Origin of the sequence: Rhodanobacter sp. Root627 (genome assembly GCF_001427835.1) — a bacterium.
In the GTDB taxonomy this organism is placed as follows: Bacteria; Pseudomonadota; Gammaproteobacteria; order Xanthomonadales; family Rhodanobacteraceae; genus Rhodanobacter; species Rhodanobacter ginsenosidimutans.
Genome location: NZ_LMGW01000002.1, coordinates 677,156 through 698,913, shown reverse-complemented (window position 1 = coordinate 698,913; position 21,758 = coordinate 677,156). Strand labels below are relative to the sequence as shown.

19 protein-coding genes and 1 riboswitch are annotated in these 21,758 nt (G+C 67.0%); of the genes, 7 read left to right on the top strand and 12 right to left on the bottom strand.

Annotation, left to right across the window (positions count from 1 at the left end; translation table 11 throughout):
• Positions 1-84 precede the first annotated feature (84 nt).
• The gene (dcp, locus tag ASD68_RS10420; protein ID WP_056606438.1) at positions 85-2,232 is read left to right on the top strand and encodes a peptidyl-dipeptidase Dcp; all 2,148 of its coding nucleotides are present in this window, start codon (positions 85-87) and stop codon (positions 2,230-2,232) included.
• A gap of 142 nt (positions 2,233-2,374) precedes the next feature.
• Here dcp and ASD68_RS10415 read toward each other — a convergent pair whose 3' ends face one another.
• The 3 genes from ASD68_RS10415 to trxA form a co-directional block, all read right to left on the bottom strand.
• Positions 2,375-3,742, bottom strand: a complete 1,368-nt coding sequence (locus ASD68_RS10415; RefSeq protein WP_056606435.1) for a glutamate--cysteine ligase — start codon at positions 3,740-3,742, stop codon at positions 2,375-2,377.
• 415 nt (positions 3,743-4,157) lie between these two features.
• Positions 4,158-5,789, bottom strand: coding sequence for a transcription termination factor Rho (gene rho, locus ASD68_RS10410; RefSeq protein WP_235578735.1), 1,632 nt, complete (start codon positions 5,787-5,789; stop codon positions 4,158-4,160).
• A gap of 390 nt (positions 5,790-6,179) precedes the next feature.
• Positions 6,180-6,506 (bottom strand): thioredoxin TrxA, encoded by a 327-nt coding sequence (gene trxA, locus ASD68_RS10405; protein WP_007081605.1) that lies wholly within the window; start codon positions 6,504-6,506, stop codon positions 6,180-6,182.
• A 450-nt stretch (positions 6,507-6,956) separates the two neighbouring features.
• Here trxA and ASD68_RS10400 point away from each other — a divergent pair, with 450 nt between their 5' ends.
• From ASD68_RS10400 to ung, 5 genes are all read left to right on the top strand, one after another.
• On the top strand, positions 6,957-8,687 hold the full coding sequence (locus ASD68_RS10400) for a DEAD/DEAH box helicase (protein ID WP_056606432.1): 1,731 nt from the start codon (positions 6,957-6,959) through the stop codon (positions 8,685-8,687).
• Positions 8,688-8,801: 114 nt separating this feature from the next.
• The gene (ftsE, locus tag ASD68_RS10395; RefSeq protein WP_056607490.1) at positions 8,802-9,479 is read left to right on the top strand and encodes a cell division ATP-binding protein FtsE; all 678 of its coding nucleotides are present in this window, start codon (positions 8,802-8,804) and stop codon (positions 9,477-9,479) included.
• The gene (ftsX, locus tag ASD68_RS10390; RefSeq protein WP_056606429.1) at positions 9,476-10,450 is read left to right on the top strand and encodes a permease-like cell division protein FtsX; all 975 of its coding nucleotides are present in this window, start codon (positions 9,476-9,478) and stop codon (positions 10,448-10,450) included. Before ftsE ends, ftsX begins: the two co-directional genes overlap by 4 nt.
• A gap of 86 nt (positions 10,451-10,536) precedes the next feature.
• Positions 10,537-11,403: a response regulator gene (locus ASD68_RS10385; protein ID WP_056606426.1), complete on the top strand. Its 867-nt coding sequence runs from the start codon at positions 10,537-10,539 to the stop codon at positions 11,401-11,403.
• Complete coding sequence (ung, locus tag ASD68_RS10380) at positions 11,396-12,094, top strand: uracil-DNA glycosylase (RefSeq protein ID WP_056606423.1); 699 nt, start codon at positions 11,396-11,398, stop codon at positions 12,092-12,094. The genes ASD68_RS10385 and ung overlap by 8 nt, the downstream gene beginning before the upstream one ends.
• Positions 12,095-12,116: 22 nt before the next feature.
• Here the strand turns inward: ung and ASD68_RS10375 are convergent, their stop codons facing one another.
• From ASD68_RS10375 to thiC, 8 genes are all read right to left on the bottom strand, one after another.
• Entirely contained in the window at positions 12,117-12,791 is a 675-nt protein-coding gene (locus tag ASD68_RS10375) for a Fe2+-dependent dioxygenase (RefSeq protein WP_056606420.1), read from the bottom strand.
• A 106-nt stretch (positions 12,792-12,897) separates the two neighbouring features.
• Positions 12,898-13,644, bottom strand: a complete 747-nt coding sequence (gene thiD, locus ASD68_RS10370) for a bifunctional hydroxymethylpyrimidine kinase/phosphomethylpyrimidine kinase (protein ID WP_056606417.1) — start codon at positions 13,642-13,644, stop codon at positions 12,898-12,900.
• Positions 13,641-14,627 (bottom strand): HesA/MoeB/ThiF family protein, encoded by a 987-nt coding sequence (locus ASD68_RS10365; protein ID WP_056607488.1) that lies wholly within the window; start codon positions 14,625-14,627, stop codon positions 13,641-13,643. Before ASD68_RS10365 ends, thiD begins: the two co-directional genes overlap by 4 nt.
• Complete coding sequence (locus ASD68_RS10360) at positions 14,624-15,232, bottom strand: thiamine phosphate synthase (RefSeq protein WP_082546066.1); 609 nt, start codon at positions 15,230-15,232, stop codon at positions 14,624-14,626. Before ASD68_RS10360 ends, ASD68_RS10365 begins: the two co-directional genes overlap by 4 nt.
• Complete coding sequence (locus ASD68_RS10355) at positions 15,229-15,999, bottom strand: thiazole synthase (RefSeq protein WP_056606414.1); 771 nt, start codon at positions 15,997-15,999, stop codon at positions 15,229-15,231. Before ASD68_RS10355 ends, ASD68_RS10360 begins: the two co-directional genes overlap by 4 nt.
• Before the next feature lie 3 nt (positions 16,000-16,002).
• Positions 16,003-16,200, bottom strand: coding sequence for a sulfur carrier protein ThiS (gene thiS / locus ASD68_RS10350; RefSeq protein WP_056606411.1), 198 nt, complete (start codon positions 16,198-16,200; stop codon positions 16,003-16,005).
• Positions 16,185-17,174: a glycine oxidase ThiO gene (gene thiO, locus ASD68_RS10345; RefSeq protein ID WP_056606407.1), complete on the bottom strand. Its 990-nt coding sequence runs from the start codon at positions 17,172-17,174 to the stop codon at positions 16,185-16,187. The genes thiS and thiO overlap by 16 nt, the downstream gene beginning before the upstream one ends.
• A gap of 5 nt (positions 17,175-17,179) precedes the next feature.
• Positions 17,180-19,015 (bottom strand): phosphomethylpyrimidine synthase ThiC, encoded by a 1,836-nt coding sequence (thiC, locus tag ASD68_RS10340; RefSeq protein ID WP_056606404.1) that lies wholly within the window; start codon positions 19,013-19,015, stop codon positions 17,180-17,182.
• A gap of 72 nt (positions 19,016-19,087) precedes the next feature.
• Positions 19,088-19,188, bottom strand: a riboswitch (TPP riboswitch).
• 257 nt (positions 19,189-19,445) lie between these two features.
• Here thiC and rpoH point away from each other — a divergent pair.
• Positions 19,446-20,306: an RNA polymerase sigma factor RpoH gene (gene rpoH / locus ASD68_RS10335; RefSeq protein ID WP_056082628.1), complete on the top strand. Its 861-nt coding sequence runs from the start codon at positions 19,446-19,448 to the stop codon at positions 20,304-20,306.
• Between the two features lie 84 nt (positions 20,307-20,390).
• On the opposite strand, the gene ASD68_RS10330 is transcribed toward rpoH, so the two are convergent.
• Positions 20,391-21,695 carry an NAD(P)/FAD-dependent oxidoreductase gene (locus ASD68_RS10330; protein WP_056607484.1) on the bottom strand — a complete coding sequence of 435 codons (1,305 nt, stop codon included), beginning with the start codon at positions 21,693-21,695 and terminating at the stop codon, positions 20,391-20,393.
• Between the last annotated feature and the right edge of the window lie 63 nt (positions 21,696-21,758).

Sequence of the window (21,758 nt, the reverse complement as noted above, 5' to 3'; positions counted from 1 at the left end):
CGTGGTGATCACCAGTGCCGTTAGTGGCATTGACCCCATTGTTGCCAGGTTGCACGTTTGGGTGTACCCAACGGAGTAAGCACGATGTTTCCCCTTCGCACTCTAGTGATCGCCACCACCATGTCGCTTGTCGCGTTCTACACCCAGGCTGCCGTGAACACCGCTGGCGCCGACCTCGGCAGCAACCCGTTCTACGCCGCCAGCACGCTGCCGTTCCAGGCGCCGCCGTTCGACAAGATCAGTGATGGCGACTACCAGCCAGCGATCGAAGAGGGCATGCGCCAGCATCTGGCGGAAATCGAAAAGATCGCCAACAACCCCGCCGCACCCACCTTTGAAAACACCTTCGTGGCGATGGAGAAGTCCGGCGCCATGCTGAACCGCGTGATGGCCGCGTTCGACACTGTCACCGGCGCAAACACCGACGACACGCTGCAGAAAATCCAGGAGCAGGAAGCGCCGCGGTTGTCCGCACATCGCGATGCGATCTCGTTCAACGACAAGCTGTTCCATCGTATCGAAACCGTCTACAACCAGCGCGACACGCTCAAGCTCGACCCGGAATCGAAGCGGCTGGTCGAGGTGGTCTACCGTGATTTCGTCCATGCGGGCGCCAAGCTTTCCGACGCCGACAAGGCCAAGCTGAAGGCGCTGAACAAGGAGGAATCCACGCTCAGCACCGCCTTCACCAACAAGCTGCTGGCCGCGACCAAGGCTGCCGCGCTGGTGGTCGATGACAAATCGAAACTCGCCGGCCTGTCCGATGCCGAACTGGCCGCCGCCACCGCGGCCGCCAAGGACCGCAAGCTGGATGGCGAGTACGTATTGACCCTGCAGAACACCACCCAGCAGCCGGAACTGCAGGATCTGAACGATCGCGCCACGCGCGAGGCCTTGTTCAAGGCCTCGTGGAACCGCGCCGAACAAGGCGATGCCAACGACACCCGCAAGACCATCGAGCGGCTGGCGCAGATCCGCGCCGAGCAGGCCAGGCTGCTGGGCTTCAAGAACTACGCCGCGTGGAAGCTGGACGACCAGATGGCCAAGACGCCGGAAACGGCGATCGCCTTCATGCAGCGGCTGGTCCCTGCCGCCACCGCCCGCGCCGAAACCGAGGCGAAGGACATCCAGGCCGTCATCGACCAGCAGCACGGTGGTTTCAAGGTGGCGCCGTGGGACTGGAACTTCTATGCCGAGCAGGTGCGCAAGGCGAAGTACGACCTCGACGAAAACCAGATCAAGCCGTATTTCGAACTGAACAACGTGCTGGAGAACGGCGTGTTCTACGCCGCCAACCAGCTCTACGGCCTGACTTTCAAGGAGCGCCACGACATCCCCGTGTGGCAGCCGGACGTGCGCGTGTTCGAGGTGTTCGACCAGGACGGCAGCTCGCTGGCGCTGTTCTACTGCGACTACTTCAAGCGCGACAACAAGAACGGCGGCGCCTGGATGGACAACCTGGTCACCCAGTCGAAACTGCTGGGCACCAAGCCGGTGATCTACAACGTCGGCAACTTCAGCAAACCGGCCGCGGGCCAGCCGGCACTGCTGTCGTTCGATGACGTCATCACCATGTTCCACGAGTTCGGCCATGCGCTGCACGGCATTTTCGCCGACGAGCAGTACCCGACCCTGTCCGGCACCAACACCGCGCGCGACTTCGTCGAGTTCCCCTCGCAGTTCAACGAGCACTGGGCGACCAACCCCAAGGTGTTCGCGCACTACGCCAAGCACTACAAGACCGGTGCGCCGATGCCGCAGCCGCTGGTCGACAAGATGAAGAAGGCGGGCAAGTTCAACTCCGGCTACAACATGACCGAGCTGGTCTCCGCCGCGCTGCTGGACATGAACTGGCACACGCTACCCGCCAGCGCGCCGCTGCAGGACGCCGACGCGTTCGAGGCCGCCGCGCTGAAAAAGGACAAGACCGACCTCAGCTACGTGCCGCCGCGCTACCGCTCCAGCTACTTTCAGCACATCTGGGGCAACGGCTACGCCGCCGGCTACTACGCCTACCTGTGGACCGAAATGCTGGCCGACGACGCCTTCGTGGCGTTCAAGGACCACGGCGGCATGACCCGCGCCAACGGCGACCGCTTCCGCAAGATGGTGCTCTCGCGCGGCAACACCGAAGACCTGGCCACGATGTATCGCAACTGGCGCGGGCAGGAGCCGCAGATCGAGCCGATGCTGGAGAATCGTGGCTTGAAGGATGCGCCGGCGGCAAAGTGATGTTGCCTGGCGCATGAGGAAAAGGCCGGCGAAAGCCGGCCTTTTCCGTTGCTCGATACAGCGTCGGTAGGAGCGCACCCTGTGCGCGATGGCTCTTCGTCGCAACGAAAAGCATCGCGCACAGGGTGCGCTCCTACACGTTTCAGTACGCGAATTCGCGGAACACCGGGTCCACGCTGCCGTTCCACGGGCCGTGGAAAAGCTCCAGCTTGCGATCGGCCGGCGTCTGGTTGGCCTGCACGATTTCCAGCAGCGGCTCCAGGAAGATGCGTTCGTCGGCGCCGTTGGGGTTGAGGCGGGCGCGGCGTTGCAGGCCGTGGGCGGCGATCTTCAGTGCCTGCTCGGCCAGGTCGCGCACGGTGCCGTTGCGGAATGGCAGCTTCAGCGCATGCTTCGGCACGCCGTCGCGCAGCGCGTGGCGCTCGGTGAGGCTGAAATCCTTGACCAGGTCCCAGGCGGCATCCAGCGCCTCATCGTCGTACAACAGGCCGACCCAGAACGCGGGCAGGGCGCACAGCCGGTTCCACGGACCGCCATCGGCGCCGCGCATTTCCAGGTATTGCTTCAGCCGCACTTCGGGGAACGCGGTGGTGAGATGGTCGGCCCAGTCTTTCATGGTGGCGCGGGTGCCGGGCAGGGCGGCGAGGTTGCCGGCCATGAACTGCTTGAAATCCTGACCGGCCAGGTCGAGGTACTTGCCGTTCTGCAGGCTGAAATACATCGGCACGTCGAGGATGTAGTCGACATAGCGCTCGTAGCCGAAGCCGTCCTCGAACACGAAATCGAGCATGCCGGTGCGATCGTTGTCGGTGTCGGTCCAGATGTGCGAGCGGTAGGACTGATAGCCGTTTGGACGGCCTTCCGTGAACGGCGAGTCGGCGAACAGCGCGGTGGCGATCGGTTGCAGTGCCAGGCTGACGCGGAATTTCTTGATCATGTCGGCCTGGCTGCCGAAATCCAGGTTCACCTGCACGGTGCAGGTGCGGGTCATCATGTCCAGGCCCAGCGAGCCGACCTTGGGCATGTACTCGTGCATGATCTTGTAGCGGCCCTTGGGCATCCACGGCATTTCGTCGCGCGGCCATTTCGGCTGGAAGCCCATGCCCAGGAAGCCGATGCCCAGCGTGTCGGCCACCGAGCGCACTTCGTCCAGGTGCGAATTCACTTCACGACAGGTGTCGTGCACCGTTTCCAGTGGTGCGCCGGAAAGCTCCAGCTGGCCGGCCGGTTCCAGCGTGATGTTGGCCATGCCGCGGGTCAGCGCCACCGGGATGTCGCCTTCGCGGGCGATCTGCCAGCCGTAGCGGCTGGCCAGCGTTTCCAGCAACACGCGGATGCCGCGATCACCCTCGAAGGTGGGCGGGCGCAGGCTGTCGGTGAGAAAGCCGAACTTCTCGTGCTCGGTACCGATGCGCCAGGCTTCGCGGGGCTTTTCGCCGGCAGCCAGGTAATCAGCGAGTTGCTGGCGACCGCCGATCGGCGTGCTTTTGGCGGCACTGGGTATGGACACGGCATAGCCTCGCAGGGGAAGCCGACACTATGGGGGCGGCGCAAGGCGACGAAAAGGGGTGTCGTGGAATGCGGGGTCGGACAGCTCATTGAACCAACACGGGGCCGCGTACGCCCTGAGCTGGATCAGGCGGTATGCGTTCAGTGCGCTGCGATGGCGGGACACGCCAGTCGCTGTACGGGCGGTTCGGGCAATCCATTCTTCCGGCCAATCGTGGCCAGTGACGTTCCTGGCCGGTGGCGGCGTTCCAGCACAGAGCTTACGGCACAAAAAAAGCCGGCGACAAGCCGGCCTTTGCGGAGAGCGCCCCCTCACCCCAGCCCTATCCCCCAAGCGTCGCTTGGGGGATAGGGGGCAGAAGCTCGGCTTCGAGGCTTTTGCGAATCCCTATTCCCGAATCCCTATTCCCGGCTCTTCAGCGCTTCATCGAGTTGAAGAACTCGTCGTTGGACTTGGTGTTCTTCATCTTGTCCAGCATGAACTCCATCGCCGACAGCTCGTCCATCGGGTGCAGCAGTTTGCGCAGGATCCAGATCTTGGCGAGCATGTCCGGGTCGATCAGCAAGTCTTCGCGGCGGGTGCCGGAGCGGTTGATGTCGATGGCCGGGTAGACACGCTTCTCGGAGATGCGCCGGCTCAGATGGACTTCCATGTTGCCGGTGCCCTTGAACTCCTCGTAGATCACCTCGTCCATCTTGCTGCCGGTTTCGGTCAGCGCGGTGGCGATGATGGTCAGGCTGCCGCCTTCCTCGACGTTGCGGGCCGCGCCGAAGAAGCGCTTCGGGCGCTGCAGCGCGTTCGCGTCCACGCCACCGGTGAGCACCTTGCCGGAGCTGGGGATCACGGTGTTGTAGGCGCGCGCCAGGCGGGTGATCGAATCCAGCAGGATGATCACGTCCTTCTTGTGCTCGACCAGGCGCTTGGCCCGCTCGATCACCATCTCGGCGACCTGCACGTGGCGCACGGCCGGCTCGTCGAAGGTGGAACTGATGACTTCGGCGCGCACGGTGCGGGCGATTTCGGTGACTTCCTCCGGCCGCTCGTCGACCAGCAGGATGATCAGGTGCGCTTCGGGGTGGTTGTACTGGATGGCCTGGGCGATGTTCTGCAGCATCATCGTCTTGCCGGATTTCGGCTGGGAGACGATCAGGCCGCGCTGGCCCTTGCCGATCGGTGCGATCAAATCGAGGATGCGGCCGGTGATGTCCTCGCTGGAACCGTTGCCGCGTTCCAGCTTGAACGCCTTGCGCGGGAACAGCGGGGTGAGGTTCTCGAACAGCATCTTGTTTTTCGATGCTTCCGGCGGATCGCCGTTGATCGTCTCCACCCGCAGCATGGCGAAGTAACGCTCGCCTTCCTTCGGGTGACGCACGCGGCCGGTGATGTAGTCGCCGGTGCGCAGGTTGAAGCGGCGGATCTGGCTGGGCGAGACGTAGATGTCGTCGGGGCCGGCCAGGTAGCTTTCGTCGGCCGAGCGCATGAAGCCGAAGCCGTCCTGCAGGATTTCCAGCACGCCTTCGGCCCAGATGCCGCCGCCGGAGCGGGCGTGCGCCTTGAGCACGTTGAAGATCACGTCCTGCTTGCGGGCGCGGGCGATGCCTTCGTGGATGCCCAGCGACTCGGCGAATTCCAGCAGTTGCGGCGCGTTCTTGCGCTTCAGCTCGGTGAGGTTGATGACGCGGTCGTTGCTGCCCGGATCGGCGTTGTCGTCGTCCACCGGCAAGCCGTTCGGGTTGTTGTGGCGCGGGTTGTTGTTCTGTCCGCGCGGCGGTTGCTGCTGCGGGTTGCGCTCGTTGCGGCGGCGCCGGCCACGGCCTTCGCGACCCTCGCGACCACCGTTGCCGTTGTTCTGCCCCTGGCCCTGATTCTGGCCCTGGTTGGACGACGGGTTCTGTCCCTGGTTCGGGTTCGACGCCTGGCCCTGGTTTTGTTGGGGGTTGGCGTTGCCGGCCGGGCCCGCTTCGCGTGGTTCCTGCGGCGCGCGTGGAGCGGGCGCCTCGCTGGATGAGGCGGCGGCCGGCGGCGCTACGGGCAGGTTGCCCTGCACGGGGGCGGACGGCGTCGGGGCTGGCGCGGGGGCCGGTCGGTCGGCGGTCTCGGCGGCCGGTTTTTCCGCCGCGGATGACTTGGCCGCTTTCTCGGCGTTTGCCGCCGCTATGGCTGCCGCCGTGCGGCGCGGCGCGCGCGGGCGCGGCTCGGGCTTGCCTTCGGCAACAGGTTTGGCGTCGGCGCCAACGGCGTCGTTCGGGGTGTGGTTTTCGGTATCGGACACGGGCAATCCTCGCGGGGCGCCGTTGAATTACAGGAGGGAGGATGTGCGTCGCGCGGAGGGCGCTGGGGGACAGGACTGTCCCGACGGACGCGATGAATCTAGCATCCGCCGCGTGCGGCCGTAAAGCACGCGGCGGGAATCACTGGATGGTTCAGGTGGAGCGGTTCAGATGGCCTTGTCGATCATCTGGGCCAGTTGGCCCTTGCTGACGGCACCGATCTGGGTCGCCTCGACCTTGCCGTTCTTGAACACCATCAGGGTGGGAATGCCGCGGACGCCATAGGTGCGGGGGGTCTGCTGGTTGTGGTCGATATTGACCTTGACCACCCGCAGCTTGCCTTCGTAATCCTTGGCTAGGTCCTCGAGCATCGGTGCGATGGCCTTGCACGGGCCGCACCATTCCGCCCAGAAATCAAGCAATACGGGTACATCCGATTCCAGCACCTGCTGCTGGAAGGCATCGTCGTTCACATGGGTAATCAGGTCGCTCACCGGGGATCTCCGTGACTGGGCAAAACGCGATAAGTAAACCGCGTGGTTGAAAAATGGGGCGGCCGCGCTCGAATGCAACACGTTCGGATGCAACTCGGTCACGGCAGGCGTGCCGCGCCGGCGGCGGCCGGGCCGGTAAAGACTCCGGGAGCCGTCATCAGCTACACTCGGGTGCCCATGAAGCGCGGGTCGAGCCGGAAGATGGTCTGCCTTGCGGCAGGTTCTTCATTCCAGCGCAACTCCGGGCACGATTCAAGGGCGGCCTGCGAAGGCCGCCAGCCAGGGAGCCGACAACCTCCGGTGCCGCCCGTTGCGGCGCGGCCCGTCGGGCCTGGCGCTGGGTCGCTCGCTTCACCCGCGCATCCCGTCCTGCACCGCCCTGCGCCGACATCCGGCATCAAGCGGGTGCAGCGCTTCACGCCGCCGTCTGGCCAGGTCAACCATCCGCATATGTCCCAAACCGTACTCACCGACACCTTTTTCACCAACTTCGATCTTCACCCGCTGCTGCAGCAGGGCCTGGACGACAGCGGTTTCACCCGCTGCACGCCGATCCAGGAAATGACCCTGCCGCTGGCGCTGTCCGGCAAGGATGTCGCGGGCCAGGCACAGACCGGCACCGGCAAGACCTGCGCCTTCCTGGTGGCGCTGATGAACCGCCTGCTGACCACGCCAGCCGTGGCCGAGCGCAAGGATGCCGACCCGCGGTCGCTGATCATCGCGCCCACCCGCGAGCTGGCCATCCAGATCGACAAGGACGCCCAGGCCATCGGCCGTCACACCGGCCTGAAGATCGCCCTGATCTACGGCGGCGTCGATTACGAGAAGCAGCGCCAGCAGCTGAAAGACGGCTGCGACATCATCATCGCCACGCCCGGCCGCATGCTCGATTACCACAAGCAGGGGGTTTTCAACCTCAACAGCGTCGAGGTGATGGTGATCGACGAGGCCGATCGCATGTTCGATCTCGGCTTCATCAAGGACGTGCGCTTCATCTTCCGCAAGCTGCCGCCGCGTGAGCAGCGCCAGGTGCTGTTGTTCTCCGCCACGCTGAGCCACCGCGTGCTGGAGCTGGCCTACGAGCACATGCATGAGGCCGAGAAGCTGGTGGTGGAAAGCGACAACGTCACCGCCGACAAGGTGCGCCAGCTGGTCTACTTCCCGGCCAAGGAAGAAAAGATGCCGCTGCTGCTGAACCTGATCGACAAGCACCAGCCCACCCGCAGCATCATCTTCGTCAACACCAAGGCCGCCGCCGAGCGCGTCACCGAGCGGGTGAAGCGCCACGGCTGCCGCGTGGGCGCGATCTCCGGCGACGTGCCGCAGCTGAAGCGGCAAAAGCTGCTGCAGCGTTTCCAGGACGGTCAGCTCGACATCCTGGTGGCCACCGACGTGGCCGCGCGCGGCCTGCACATCCCGGCGGTCAGCCACGTATTCAACTACGACCTGCCGCACGAGGCCGAGGATTACGTGCATCGCATCGGCCGCACCGCGCGGCTCGGTGCCGAGGGCGACGCGATCAGTTTCGCCTGCGACCTGTATGCGATGAGCCTGCCGGATATCGAGGCGTACATCGGCCAGAGCATTCCGGTGGCGCACATGGATGCCGAGTTGCTGGTGATGCCCAAACCGCGTGCCATCGATGCCGAATTCGCCGCCAATGCTGCTGCCGACAGCGCCGCGTTCGGCGACGTGGTGCCGCCGCGGCCGGGCGAGAAGCCGCGCCGCTCCGGCAGTCGCAGTGGTCACGGTGGTGAACGCGGGTCGGATCGCTCCGGCCCGCGCCCGCCGCGCAAGCCGCGGCCGGCTCCCGCCGCCGATGCCAGCGCCGAGGTGGCCGCCGCGCAGCCGATTCCGGTACCGGTGCACGCCACCGAGGCAGGCGCCGACGCCAGTGGTGACGCGCCGCGCAAGCCGCGCCGCCGTCGTGGTGGCCGCAACCGCCGTCGTGACGGAGTCGCCGCGGATGCCGGCGGCTCATCGGTGGCCCAGGCGGGCGCCGAGCGCGCACCGCGTGCCGATCGTCCCGCGCGCGAGTCGAACGCCGCGCCGGCCGAAGCGGTTGCCTACCATCGGCCCTCTCGGCAGGTGGCGGTGACGGCGGGCAAGGCGCGCGACAACGCCCCGGCGAAAAAGCCCGGTTTGCTCAGCCGCCTGACGCGGTTGCTGACCGGCCGCTGATCGGCCCCCGCGTGCGGCGGCCGGGATCGGTCGCCGCCGCTGTCGGAGTCCGCCACTTCGCATGCGCTTCCCTTATCCTTGTCGCTGGCAGGCCATGCAGGTGCGGGGAAACCGGTGATCCAATTCGAGCAAGTGAGCAAACGCTACGAAGGCGGCCACGAGGCGCTCTCGCAGTTGTCCTTCGAGGTGCCTACCGGCGAGATGGCCTTCGTCACCGGCCACTCCGGCGCCGGCAAGAGCACGCTGCTGAAATTGCTGGGCCTGATCGAGCGCCCCTCGCACGGCGTGATCACCCTGGATGGCCAGAACCTGGCCCGGGTGCGCCGGGGCGGCATTCCCAAGTTGCGTCGCCGGATCGGCATGGTGTTCCAGGATCACCGGCTGCTGATGGAGCGCACGGTATTCGCCAACGTCGAACTGCCGCTGATGATCGGTGGCGTGGCGCGGCCCGAACGTGCACGCCGCGTGCGCGCCGCGCTGGAGAAAGTGGGCCTGCTGGCCTACGAGCGGCAGTTGCCAGCCACCTTGTCCACCGGCGAGCAGCAGCGCGTGGGCATCGCCCGCGCCATCGTGGCGCGGCCCACCTTGCTGATCGCCGACGAACCCACCGGCAATCTCGATCCGCAGCTGGCGGTGGAAATCATGGGGCTGTTCGCCGAATTCCAGCAGGTGGGTACCACCGTGCTGATCGCCAGCCATGACCTGCCCTTGATCAAGCGCATGCGCAAACGCGTGATCGTGCTCGATCACGGCCGGCTGGTGGCCGACCTTGCCGCGCAGGAGGTGCTGTGAACGCGTCGCCGGAATCCCCCTCGGGGCACAACGGGCCGTCGGCGCAGACGCCGCGGCCACAGCGATTCGCCAGCTGGCAGGAACACCACGGCTGGAGCGCCGCGGCCAGCCTGCGCCGGTTGGCCACGCGCCCGCTGGGCAGCCTGCTGACCATTGCCGTGATGGGCCTGGCGCTGGCCTTGCCGCTGGCGTTCTACCTGCTGCTGGGCAACGTGCAGAAGCTGGGCGACGCCATGGGCCAGAGCCAGGCGATCAGTGTTTTCATGCAAACCGGGCAGAGTGGCCAGGCCACGCAGTTGCTGGCCACGCAGCTGGGCAATCGGCCGGAGGTGGCGTCCGTCGCCGTGAAAAGCCCGCAGCAAGGGATGGAAGAGCTGGCGAAGATGCAGGGCTTCTCCGGCGCGCTGGAATTGCTGGATGACAACCCGTTGCCTTATGTGGTGCAACTGCAGCCGCGAACCGACGTCAGTGCCGCCGCCGTCGAGACGCTGGTGGCCGACGTGCGCGCGATGCGCGGGGTCGAGCTGGTGCAGGACAGCGACAGCTGGCGCAAACGGCTGGAGGCGCTGCTCGATGTGGGCAACCGCGTGGTGCTGATGCTGGCGTTGATGCTGGCCGCGGCGGCGCTGCTGGTGGTGGGCAACACGGTGCGGGTGGACATCGCCAGCCGCAGCGAGGAAATCGGCGTGCTGCTGCTGGTGGGCGCCAGCGATGCGTTCGTGCGCCGTCCTTATCTGTACGCCGGCATCTGGTACGGCTTGTTCAGCGGTATTTTCGCCGCCGCGCTGGCGGTGGTGATCGAGCTGGGCCTGGCCGCGCCGGTGGCGCAGTTGAGCCAGACCTATGACGGCAAACTGCAAGTGGCCGGCCTTCCCACCTGGCTGCTGCTGGCCGTGCCGCTGGCTGCCGCCGCGCTGGGCTGGCTGGGCGCGCGACTGGTCAGCGCGTGGCAATTGCGCAAGGCCGCCTGAACTTGTGACTTGCGCCGACACCCCGCCCGGTGTCGGTAAAGTATGGTGGCAGACAGGGTCGTGCCGCGACGTGAATCGGGATCGTCATGAATGGAGTGGACAACCAGGAAGTACCCCAGGCGATCAGCAACCGCTTGCTGACCACCGCGCCGCGGGTGCTGGTGGTTGACGGCTCGCGGGTGGTGCGGCAGTTGATCACCCGGGTACTGCAGGCGGAATTGCCGGGCGTCGAGATCGTCGGCTGCGGCAGCGGCAACGAGGCGCAGCAACTGCTGGGCGTGGGCGTGTTCGATTTCATCACCATCGCGCTGCGCCTGCCCGACATGGACGGGCTGGAGCTGGCGCAATTCGTGCGCGAGTCGGCGCCGCAATTCTATGTACCCATCGTGGTGGTTTCCGGCGACGTGGATTCGCGCCTGCACCGCCGCGAGCTGGGCGAACACGTCACCGACTACTTCGACAAGTCCCTGGGTTTCCAGGCGCTGGCCGAGTTCATCCGCGGCTACGTACGGCCCGAAAGCAGCGTCGAGGGCACCGTGCTGTACGTGGAAGACAGCCGCGTGGTGGCGCTGGCCACCCGTCGCATGCTCGAGAAATACGGCCTCACCGTGCGTCACGTGATCAGCGTGGAAGACGCGCTGGTGCTGCTGGAAACCGCCCGCGCGCAGGGGCGGATCGGTGCGGACGTGGTGCTGACCGACGTCAGCCTGAAGGGCGAGCTGACCGGCGGCGACCTGCTCGAGCGCATCCGTACCGAATACGGTTACGGCAAGGGCCGGCTGCCGGTGCTGGTGATGACCGGCGACGAGAACCCGGTCAACCAGGCGGCGCTGATCAAGGCCGGCGCCAACGACCTGGTGGAGAAACCGGTGGAGGAAAAACTGCTGGTGACCAAGCTGTTGTTCCAGCTGCGGGTGGCCCGCCATTTGCGTGAAGCGGCCGGCGATGAGTGACGCCCCGATCCGGCTGGAAGCCTCGTGGAAGGCGCGGCTGGAGGACTATCTGCGACGCCCCGAGATGCAGGCACTGGCGGCGTTCCTGCGGGCGGAGAAGGCGGAGGGCAAACGCATCTACCCGCCCGGCCCGGCGATTTTCTCGGCCTTCGACCACACACCGTTCGATGCCGTGCGCGTAGTGATATTGGGGCAGGACCCGTACCACGGCCCGGGGCAGGCGCATGGTTTGTGCTTCTCCGTGCCGGTGGGCGTGCGGGTGCCGCCCTCGCTGGACAACATCTTCAAGGAAATCCAGCGCGACCTGGATATCGCGCGCCCCGATCACGGCTGCCTCACGCCCTGGGCCGATCGCGGCGTGCTGCTGCTCAACAGCGTGCTGACGGTGGAAGAAGGCCGCGCCGGCGCGCACCAGGGCAAGGGCTGGGAAGGCTTCACCGACGCGGCCATCGCCGCACTCAATCACGAGCGCGAGGGCCTGGTGTTCCTGCTATGGGGCGCCTATGCGCAGCGCAAGGGCAGCCTGATCGACCGCAACCGCCATTGCGTGCTGACCTCGGTGCACCCCTCGCCGTTGTCGGCCCATCGAGGCTTTCTGGGTTGTGGCCATTTCTCGGCGGCCAACCGGTATCTGGAAAGCCGCGGTCAGGCGCCGATCGACTGGTCGCTGCCGCCGCGGGCCGCGATGTGAAAACCGCGCCGGGTTTCGCGTCCTAGACGTCCGCCCACATGCGCAGCAGGTTGGCGTGGGATCGGCTGACCGTGTCGAAGGTGACGCTCTTCCCTTCGCGGCCGAAGAGCTGCCGCTTGGCGTTTTCCAGATCCCACAGCAATTCGCGCCGGGCCGGGTCGCGCACCAGGCTTTGCACCCAGATGATCGCCGCATGGCGACTGCCGCGCGTCACCGGGGTCACGTGATGCAGCGAATTGGCGGGGTAGGCGATGGCGGCACCCGCGTCGAGCTTGAACGCGTACTCCATGCCGCCGGAATCGATCATCAGCTCGCCGCCGTCGTAACTCGTCGGCTCGGAAATGAACAGCGTGATGGCCACGTCGGTGCGCACCGCATTGCCCATGCCGCCCATCACCGGCGCGTCGACGTGTTGCCCGTACTCCATGCCGATGTCGTAGCGGTTGAACAGCGGCAGCGTCGATGCCGACGGCAGCAACGCCGTCTGCAGCATGCCATTGCGCATGAAGGCGTTGCGCACCATGTCGCGCAAACGCTCCTGATTCGGGTTGTCGTCGCTGGCCTGCAGGTTCTTCTTTACCTCCCGCGCCGACCAGCCCGCGGTGCGCGCGCCGTCGGTGAACGACGCGTCGCGCAGTTCGCTGCGAAGGGTGCCGAGCTCGTCGGCCGTCAACACGTTGGGTACGCAAAGGATCACGGGGTGCCGCCTGGACGCAGTGAAGGGAAGGGCGCGTTCGATGCGCAAATCATTGTATCGGGCGCCGATTGGCGGGGAAACGCGCGGTGCAGCAGACGTCAGGCGGTCAGCCGCGCGCCCGCTGGATCAGCACCTGGCGCAGGTGGCGTCGGGAACGATCAATGGCTTTGTGCAGTGGGCATGCTTTTGCCAGCCCCGCTGCAATGCCGGCCGCGAGCATGCACCCGGTTCCGTGCAGCCGGGTGGTGACCACCCACGGCGCGGCAAAACGCTGCGTGCCGTGCGCGGTGACGAGGAGATCGACCGCTTCGGGCAGGGCGGCGTGGCCGCCTTTCATCAACACCGATCGAGGTCCCAGCAAGAGCAGCGCCTGCCCTTGCCGTGCCATCTCCGCCTCGTCTGTTGCTTGCGACGTATCCAGCAGCGCAGCGGCCTCGGCGAGATTGGGGGTGAGGCAATCGGCCAGCGGCAACAGGCGCGTACGCACCAGATCCACCGCCGCGGCTTCCAGCAGTTGCGCCCCCGAGGTGGCGAGCAGCACCGGATCGAGCACCACGAACGGTGGCCGCCGGCGTTCGAGTTGCTGTGCGACAGTGGCCACGATGTCCGCGTTGGCCAGCATGCCCAGCTTCACGGCGTCGATGGCCAGCTCCTCGAATACCGCGTCCATCTGCGCCTGCACCATCACCGCGGACATGGTCTCGATGGCGCGCACGCCCGCGGTGTTCTGGGCGGTGACGGCGGTCACCACGGTGGCGCCGTCGACGCCGAAGGCCGCGAACGTTTTCAGGTCCGCCTGCAGGCCGGCGCCGCCGCAGGAGTCGGAGCCGGCGATGGACAATACCTGCGTCATGCCGGTATCCCCGCGAGCGTCGCCAAGGCCAGATTGGCGTAGCCGCGCGACTGCAATTGCCGACCGACGCGCCATGCGCGCACGCCGCTGTGACAGCACAGCACCACGCGGCGGTCGGCGGGTGGATGGGCGTCGATGAAAGCGTCGATGTGTTCTGGGGTGAAACGCAGGGCCGTTGCCAGTGGTGATATTGGGGCTTCGTCCTGGCTGCGCAGGTCGATCACAAGATCGCCCCGCGCCACGTCGCCAACGTCGATGAAGCGCAACACGTCGTCCTCGGGTTCGCTCGCCCCGTGGAAGTCGAAGCCGCCGAACGCCAGGCGGCCCGCGTCGAAACTCAGCAGTCGACCCAGCGGCGACGGCGCGATGTCCAGCAGCAGTTGCAACACGCATTGCGCCTGCAGGCTGCCGATCATGCCGACCATGCTGCCCAGCACGCCGGCGCTGCTGCAACTGGCCGCGCGCGTGGGCATGTCGGGAAATACGGCGCGATAGCTGGGCGCGCCGCCGCAAAAGCCACCGACATAACCGGCCAGGCCCACGGCGGACGCGCTGATCAGCGGCCTGCCAAGTTGCAGGCTGGCGTCGCTCACGGTGTAGGTGACAGCGAGGCTGTCGGCCGCGTCGACGACGACATCGACGCCGGCCACCAGCGCTGCCGCGTTGGCCGGGGTCAGCCGTTGCGCCAGCGCTTCCACGGTGATGGTCGGGTTGAGCCGCAGCAGGGCGGCGCGCGCCGCCTGCGCCTTGAACGAACCGATATCAGACATCGCATACAGCGGCTGCCGATGCAGGTTGCTCTCCTCGACGTAATCGTGATCGATCACGGTGATCCGACCAATGCCGGCGCCCGCCAGATACTGCAGCACGGGACAGCCCAGGCCGCCCGCACCGATCACCAGCACATGCGCCGCCGCCAGCCGCGCCTGGCCTGCTTTGCCGACGTGGGGCAGCACGACCTGGCGCGCGTAACGGTCGCTCACGGGTGCGCCGCCGTCGCGGTGAGCCACGCGGCCGCGCGTGCCAGCGGGTCGGTGTGGCCGGTCACGTCGCCGATGGTGGCGATGCTGTCGGCGCCCGCATCGAAACAGCCGGCGGCGCGTTCCAGCGTGATGCCGCCGATCGCCACCAGTGGTCGATCGCCGATCAGCCGCTTCCACTCGGCGACGCGCGGCAGGCCTTGCGGCGCCCACGGCATCTGCTTGCGCGTGGTGGCATAGATCGGCCCCAGCGCCACGTAGTCGGGTGACGCGGCCAGTGCGCGATCCAGTTCGGCATGGTCGTGCGTGCTGATGCCCAGCCGCATGCCGCGCCCGCGGATTGCCTTCAGGTCCGCGTCGAGCAAGTCCTGCTGGCCGAGGTGGATGAAGTCGGCGCCTTCGTCCAGCGCGATCTGCCAATGGTCGTTGACCACCAGTTGCACCCCCTGCCAGCGACAGACCGCCAGCGCGGCGTGAACCTCGCGACGGATCACCTCCGCTGGCTGCGCCTTGAGCCGCAACTGCACCAGCTCGATGCCGAGCGGCGCCAGCCGGCCCACCCACTCGGCGCTGTCCACGATGGGGTAGAACGGGGGCAGGGTGATCACGCCAGCCACGCCTTGCCCGTGACCGGCGTGGAGGGTTCGGCGAGATCGCGCGGTGCCATCGGTTGCGCCTCGAAGCCCGCGCGGCCCGCCTCGATCGCGCGGGCGAACGCCGCGGCCATCGCCACCGGATCGCCCGCCAGCGCCACCGCGGTGTTCAGCAGCACGCCGTCGAAACCCAGCTCCATCGCCTCCACCGCGTGCGATGGCCGGCCGATGCCGGCGTCGATGATCAGCGGCACGTCGGGAAAGTGCGCGCGCAAGGTGCGCAGGCCGAAAGTGTTGTTCAGCCCGCGCCCGCTGCCGATCGGCGCGCCCCACGGCATCAGCACGCGACAGCCGGCCTGCAGCAGCCGGTCGGCCACGACCTGGTCTTCGGTGGTGTACGGAAATACCTCGAAGCCATCGGCGCACAACTCGGCCGCTGCCGCGACCAGGCCGAACACGTCCGGCTGCAGCGTGTCGGCGTCGCCGATCACTTCCAGCTTGATCCACGGCGTCTGGAAGATGTCGCGCGCCATCCGTGCGGTGGTCACCGCCTCCTTCGCCGAATGGCAGCCGGCCGTGTTCGGCAGCACGTGCACGCCCAGGTCGCGGATCAGCGACCAGAATCCCTGCCCGCTGCGCTGTCCGCCCGATTCGCGCCGCAGCGACACGGTGACCACCTCGGTGCCCGAGGCGCGCACCGCATCGGCAAGCATCGCCGGCGACGGGTAGCGGGCGCTGCCCAGCAGCAGGCGCGATGCCAGTTCGATGCCATAAAGCTGCATGGCTCAGCCTCCCTGCATCGGCGCGAGGATTTCCAGCGCATCGCCGTCGGCCAGCGTGGTGGTTTCTCGTCGGTCGGCGGGCACGAACACGCCGTTGAGCGCCGTGGCCACGATGGCCTGCCGGTAACCGAGCGCATCTAGCGCCTGCGACAAGGTGGTGGCGCGCACGTCGTGCGCGGCGCCGTTCACGAGGAGATGCATGCGCTTGCCTCCGGGATGTTGGCCAGCGCCATCTGCGCGGCCTGCTGCGCCATCGCAGGCGAAAGCAGGAAGCCGTGGCGATAGAGGCCGTTGACGTGGATGACGTTGCCGCGACGGGACACCCGCGGCAGGTTGTCGGGAAAGGCGGGACGCACGCCCACGCCCAGTTCCAGGATCTGCGCCTCGGCAAACGCCGGGTGCAGCGTGTAGGCGGCGTTGAGCAGATCCATCGCCGAACGCACGGTGACCGGGCCGTGGCTGCTGCTTTCCAGCAAGGTGCCGCCGAGCATGAAAACGCCCTGGCCGCGGGGGATCACATACACCCCGAAGCGCGGATGCAGCAGCCGCACGGGACGGGTGAGATGGATGTCCGGTGCGCGCAACATGATCATTTCGCCGCGCACGCCGCGCAGGTCCTCCAGCGTGTCGCGTGCGGCGATGCCGCGGCAATCGATCACGCGATCGGCCACCACCCGTTCGACATCGGCGTCCACGCCGTAGCGGATCGCCACGCCCATCGCATCCAGTTGCGCCGTCAACGCCTGCAGCGCGCGGCGCGGGTCCAGGTGCGCCTCGTCGGGAAAGAACAGGCCTCGGTGAAACCGTCCGGCCAGGTCCGGTTCGAGCGCGCCGATGAGCGCGGCGTCGGCTGCTTCGAACCGGTCGGTGCGGCGGCCGAACAACTCCAGTTCGCCGGCATCGCGGCTGGCGGCGACCACCAGCGTGCCGCGCTGCACGGTATCGGCGAAATGACGTTGCCACCACGCGATGGAAGCGGCGCCCAACGCCGCCACCTGCGGTTCGGCGGTGGCCTGTTCGCACCACGGCGCCAGCATGCCGCCGGCAAACCACGCGCAGGCCTGCGCGCCCGGGCCGGCGCCGCGTTCCACGATCTCCACCCGGGCGCCGCGGCTGGCCAGTTCGATGGCCGTGACCATGCCGGCCACGCCCGCGCCGATGACGGTGACACGCATGGCGCTCATTCTGCAGCCGGCACGTAGAGCGTGGCGCCCTGCGCGGCGAACTCGCGCGACTTCGCATCCATGCCCGCGCGGACCGTGGAGGCTTCCATCTCGCGCACCTCGCGGCGCAGGTCCTGGGTGATCTTCATCGAGCAGAATTTCGGCCCGCACATCGAGCAGAAATGCGCCACCTTGTGCGCCTCCTTCGGCAGCGTGGCGTCGTGGTAGGCGCGCGCCGTGTCGGGATCGAGTGAGAGATTGAACTGGTCCTCCCAGCGGAATTCGAAGCGCGCGCGCGACAGTGCGTTGTCGCGGTGCTGGGCGGCGGGATGGCCCTTGGCGAGATCGGCGGCGTGGGCGGCGATCTTGTAGGTGATCACGCCGGTCTTGACGTCGTCGCGGTCGGGCAGGCCGAGGTGTTCCTTCGGCGTGACGTAGCAGAGCATTGCGGTGCCGAACCAGCCGATCATCGCCGCGCCGATGCCCGAGGTGATGTGGTCGTAACCCGGCGCGATGTCGGTGGTCAGCGGGCCCAGCGTGTAGAACGGCGCCTCGGCGCAGTGCTCCAGCTGCTTGTCCATGTTGAGCTTGATCTTGTGCATCGGCACGTGGCCGGGCCCTTCGATCATCACCTGGCAGCCGTGCGCCCAGGCGATCCGGGTCAGCTCGCCCAGGGTTTCCAGTTCGCCGAACTGGGCCGCGTCGTTGGCGTCGGCGATCGAGCCGGGGCGCAGGCCGTCGCCCAGCGAGAAGGCCACGTCGTAGCGGCGCATGATGTCGCAGATTTCGGCGAAGTTTTCGTACAGGAAACTCTCGCAGTGATGGCTGAGGCACCAGCGCGCCATGATCGAACCGCCACGCGACACGATGCCGGTGACCCGCTGCGCGGTCAGCGGCACGTGGTGCAGGCGCACGCCGGCATGGATGGTGAAATAGTCCACGCCCTGCTCGGCCTGCTCGATCAGGGTGTCGCGAAAGACTTCCCACGTCAGCCGCGCGGGATCGCCACCGACTTTTTCCAGCGCCTGGTAGATCGGCACGGTGCCGATCGGCACCGGCGCGTTGCGGATGATCCACGAGCGGATGTTGTGGATGTTGCGGCCGGTGGAGAGATCCATGATGGTGTCCGCGCCCCAGCGGATCGCCCACACCAGCTTCTCGACCTCCTCGGCCACGCCGGAGGACACCGCCGAGTTGCCGATGTTGGCGTTGACCTTCACCAGGAAGTTGCGCCCGATCACCATCGGCTCCAGCTCGCCGTGGTTGATGTTGGCCGGGATGATGGCGCGCCCCAGCGCGATCTCGCTGCGCACGAACTCGGGCGTGACGAAGGCGGGCAGGGCCGCACCGAACGCTTCGCCGTCGGCCAGCCGGGCGGACGCGTCTTCATGCATCTGCGTGCGGCCCAGGTTCTCGCGCTGGGCGGCGTAGATCATTTCCTCGGTGATGATGCCGGCGCGGGCAAATTCCAGCTGGGTCACGGGCTGGCCCGCTTCGCCCCGTCGCAATGTGCGGTGCGCGGGGCAGGGTGCTACCAGCCGGTCCGGGCCGACGCCGCCGTTGTCTTCCGGACGAGTGGTGCGCCCTTCGGTGATCGGAAGGCCGCGCGCCGCGATCCACGCATCGCGTACCGGCGGCAGGCCCGCAGCCAGGTCGATCTGCACCGCCTCGTCGGTATACGGGCCGGACGAATCGTAGACGTGCAGCGCGGGCGAGAGCGGATCGTTCAACGCGATCTCGCGCACCGGCACCCGCAACGAAGAATGCGCGGGCGGCGACACGTAGACCTTGCGCGAACCGCCGATCGGCCCGGTCGTAACCTTGAGGGGTGCAGCGACAGCGGGATGATTCATGGATCTCCTCCTTCGATGGAGATCCGGGACACGACGCTGCAACGGCGCACGGGCGCGCCGCAGCCGGCCGCCCATGGTGGTGATTCCCGTTCCTACGCCGGTATTACCCGGATCAGGTTCAAGGGTCAGCTCGCGCTATCTCAGCCCCTCTCGGGGCACCCCTCGGAATGGCCGGCAGGATGGTGGCCCCGGTTGCGCGCTGTCAAGCGCGCCTGGCGTCCTTGGCTGGCGTCGGTGCAGGAAACGGACACCTGGGCATGACGCGTTCTGAACGTAACTCTGACCAGACTGGCGACGAAGAGAAGGGTGATGGACAACGCCCGCCAATATATGTACCATATAGTTCATTAAAGGCCCGGAACCAATGTCCGGACTTAGCACTCGAACCCACCGAGTGCTAAACTTTGTTGCCATTCTGGAGGTTCCAACCATGTCTCAAGCCTTGGTAACCGCCAACTTCCCGCTGCCAAGCGTGGTCGGAAGTCTGGATGCCTATATTTCCGCCGTGCATCGCATCCCGGTACTGAGCTCCGAAGAGGAGCAGTCGCTCTCGCGCGACTACCTCGAGGACGCCAATCTCGATGCGGCCAAGAAACTGGTGATGTCGCACCTGCGCTTCGTGGTGCACGTGGCCCGCGGCTACAGCGGCTACGGCCTGCAGCTGGCCGACCTGATCCAGGAAGGCAATATCGGCCTGATGAAGGCGGTCAAGCGCTTCGACCCCGACCAGGGCGTGCGCCTGGTCAGCTTCGCGGTGCACTGGATTCGCGCCGAAATGCACGAGTTCATCCTCAAGAACTGGCGCATCGTGAAGGTCGCCACCACCAAGGCGCAGCGCAAGCTGTTCTTCAACCTGCGCAAGAGCAAGAAGCGGCTGGGCTGGATGAATGCCGCCGAAGTGCGCACGGTGGCGAATGATCTGGGCGTGCCCGAGGCGACGGTGCGCGAGATGGAATCGCGTCTGTCCGGCCGTGACATCGGTTTCGAACCGGTGAGCGACGACGAGGATGCCAAGCCTGCCCCGGCCGCGTTCCTGGTCGACGACGGTGCCGATCCGTACGAAAACGTGTCCGATGCCGATGCCAGCGACAACCGTCTGCAGGCCTTGTCCGACGCGCTGGTGCAACTGGATGCCCGCTCGCGCGACATCATCCAGCGTCGCTGGCTGGACGACGACAACAAGGCCACGCTGCAGGATCTGGCCGACGAATACGGCGTGTCCGCCGAGCGCATCCGTCAGGTCGAGGCCAACGCGATGAAGAAGATGCGCGGGCTGTTCGCCGAAGCCTGAGCGGCTCGAAACGCACTGACCGACGGCCCCGCAAGGGGCCGTTTGCGTTGGCGGGCAACGCGGAGGGATCGGTGGCCGAAACGATCAGCGATTTTCCGTTTCGTCCGTTTCGTCCTGCCCGCTGACGATGCGGGCGTGGCGTTCGTGGGTCCAGTACGCCCATGCCCAGTCCAGCATCACCACCAGTCGGTTGCGGAAGCCGATCAGAAAGTAGATGTGCGCCAGCAGCCACACCGCCCACGCGGGAAAGCCCGACAGTTTCAGACGGCCAAACTGGGCCACTGCCGCCATGCGGCCTATGGTGGCCAGCGAACCGGCGTCGCGATAGCGGAACGGCGTGGGGCTGTCCTTCCCGTCGAGTCGCGCGCGGATAGCCGCGCCCACGTATTCACCCATCTGCTTGGCCGCCGGCGCCACGCCCGGCACTGGTTTGCCGTTTGGTTGCTGCACGTCCGCCAGGTCACCGATGACGAATACCTCCGGATGCATCGGCAGGCTGAGATCGGGGCGAACCTGTACCCGGCCGGCGCGATCCAGCGGCGCTCCCAGCATGCGACCCAGTGGTGAGGCCGCCACGCCAGCAGCCCACAACACGGTGCGCGCCGGCAGTCGTTGATCGCCCAGGTTCACGCCTTGCGCATCGATGTGGGTCACCGCCGTGCCGGTATGCACGGCCACGCCCAGGCGTTCCAGCTGGCGGCGGGCGCGTTCCGACAACAGCGGATCGAACGCGGGCAGCAGACGCGGCCCGGCCTCGATCAACCGCACGCTGGCGCGGCGCGGATCGCTGCGGCGGAAATCGCGCGGCAGGGTGCGTCGCGCCAGTTCGGCCAGCGTGCCCGCCAGTTCGACGCCGGTGGAGCCGCCGCCCACGACCAAGAAATTCAGCCAGGCCTGACGCCGCGCCGGATCGTTTTCGCGCTCGGCGTGCTCGAAGGCCAGCAGCACGCGGCGGCGGATCAGGAAGGCATCGTCGAGTGTCTTCAGCGCCGGTGCGAAGGGCGCCCATTCGTCGTGGCCGAAATAGGCATGCGTCGATCCGGTCGCCACCACCAGCATGTCGTAATGCAGGGTGCCGTGCGCCAGCCGTACCTCGCGTGCCGACGTGTCCACGCCGATGACGTCGTCGAGCAGCACGGTGAGGTCCCGCTGGCGGCGCAGGATCTGTCGCAAGGGCGCGGCAATGGCCGGTGCCGCCAGGCTGGCGGTTGCCACCTGGTACAGCAGCGGCTGGAACAGGTGATGGTTGCGCCGGTCCACCAGCGTCATCCGCACCGGCGCGCCGGCCAGCCGCCGCGCCACGGCGAGCCCGCCAAAACCGCCGCCCAGGATCAGCACATGCGGCCAGTTCGCGTGGGTGTCCGGATCATCGGTCGGACGGTTTGGCATGGGGGCTCCTTCGGCGATGGCGGGTGCCAGTCGCTGCATCCTTGCAGCCCGGGTGTCGATGCG

What these genes read in the sequence shown, in the direction of transcription:
- ASD68_RS10385 (WP_056606426.1), top strand. Translation starts at nt 10,537, where the DNA reads ATGAATGGAGTGGACAACCAGGAAGTACCCCAGGCGATCAGCAACCGC.
- dcp (WP_056606438.1), top strand. Translation starts at nt 85, where the DNA reads ATGTTTCCCCTTCGCACTCTAGTGATCGCCACCACCATGTCGCTTGTC.
- ASD68_RS10400 (WP_056606432.1), top strand. Translation starts at nt 6,957, where the DNA reads ATGTCCCAAACCGTACTCACCGACACCTTTTTCACCAACTTCGATCTT.
- thiS (WP_056606411.1), bottom strand. Translation starts at nt 16,200, where the DNA reads ATGCATCTCCTCGTGAACGGCGCCGCGCACGACGTGCGCGCCACCACC.
- thiD (WP_056606417.1), bottom strand. Translation starts at nt 13,644, where the DNA reads ATGACGCAGGTATTGTCCATCGCCGGCTCCGACTCCTGCGGCGGCGCC.
- rpoH (WP_056082628.1), top strand. Translation starts at nt 19,446, where the DNA reads ATGTCTCAAGCCTTGGTAACCGCCAACTTCCCGCTGCCAAGCGTGGTC.
- thiC (WP_056606404.1), bottom strand. Translation starts at nt 19,015, where the DNA reads ATGAATCATCCCGCTGTCGCTGCACCCCTCAAGGTTACGACCGGGCCG.
- ASD68_RS10330 (WP_056607484.1), bottom strand. Translation starts at nt 21,695, where the DNA reads ATGCCAAACCGTCCGACCGATGATCCGGACACCCACGCGAACTGGCCG.
- ung (WP_056606423.1), top strand. Translation starts at nt 11,396, where the DNA reads ATGAGTGACGCCCCGATCCGGCTGGAAGCCTCGTGGAAGGCGCGGCTG.
- thiO (WP_056606407.1), bottom strand. Translation starts at nt 17,174, where the DNA reads ATGCGTGTCACCGTCATCGGCGCGGGCGTGGCCGGCATGGTCACGGCC.
- ASD68_RS10355 (WP_056606414.1), bottom strand. Translation starts at nt 15,999, where the DNA reads ATGCAGCTTTATGGCATCGAACTGGCATCGCGCCTGCTGCTGGGCAGC.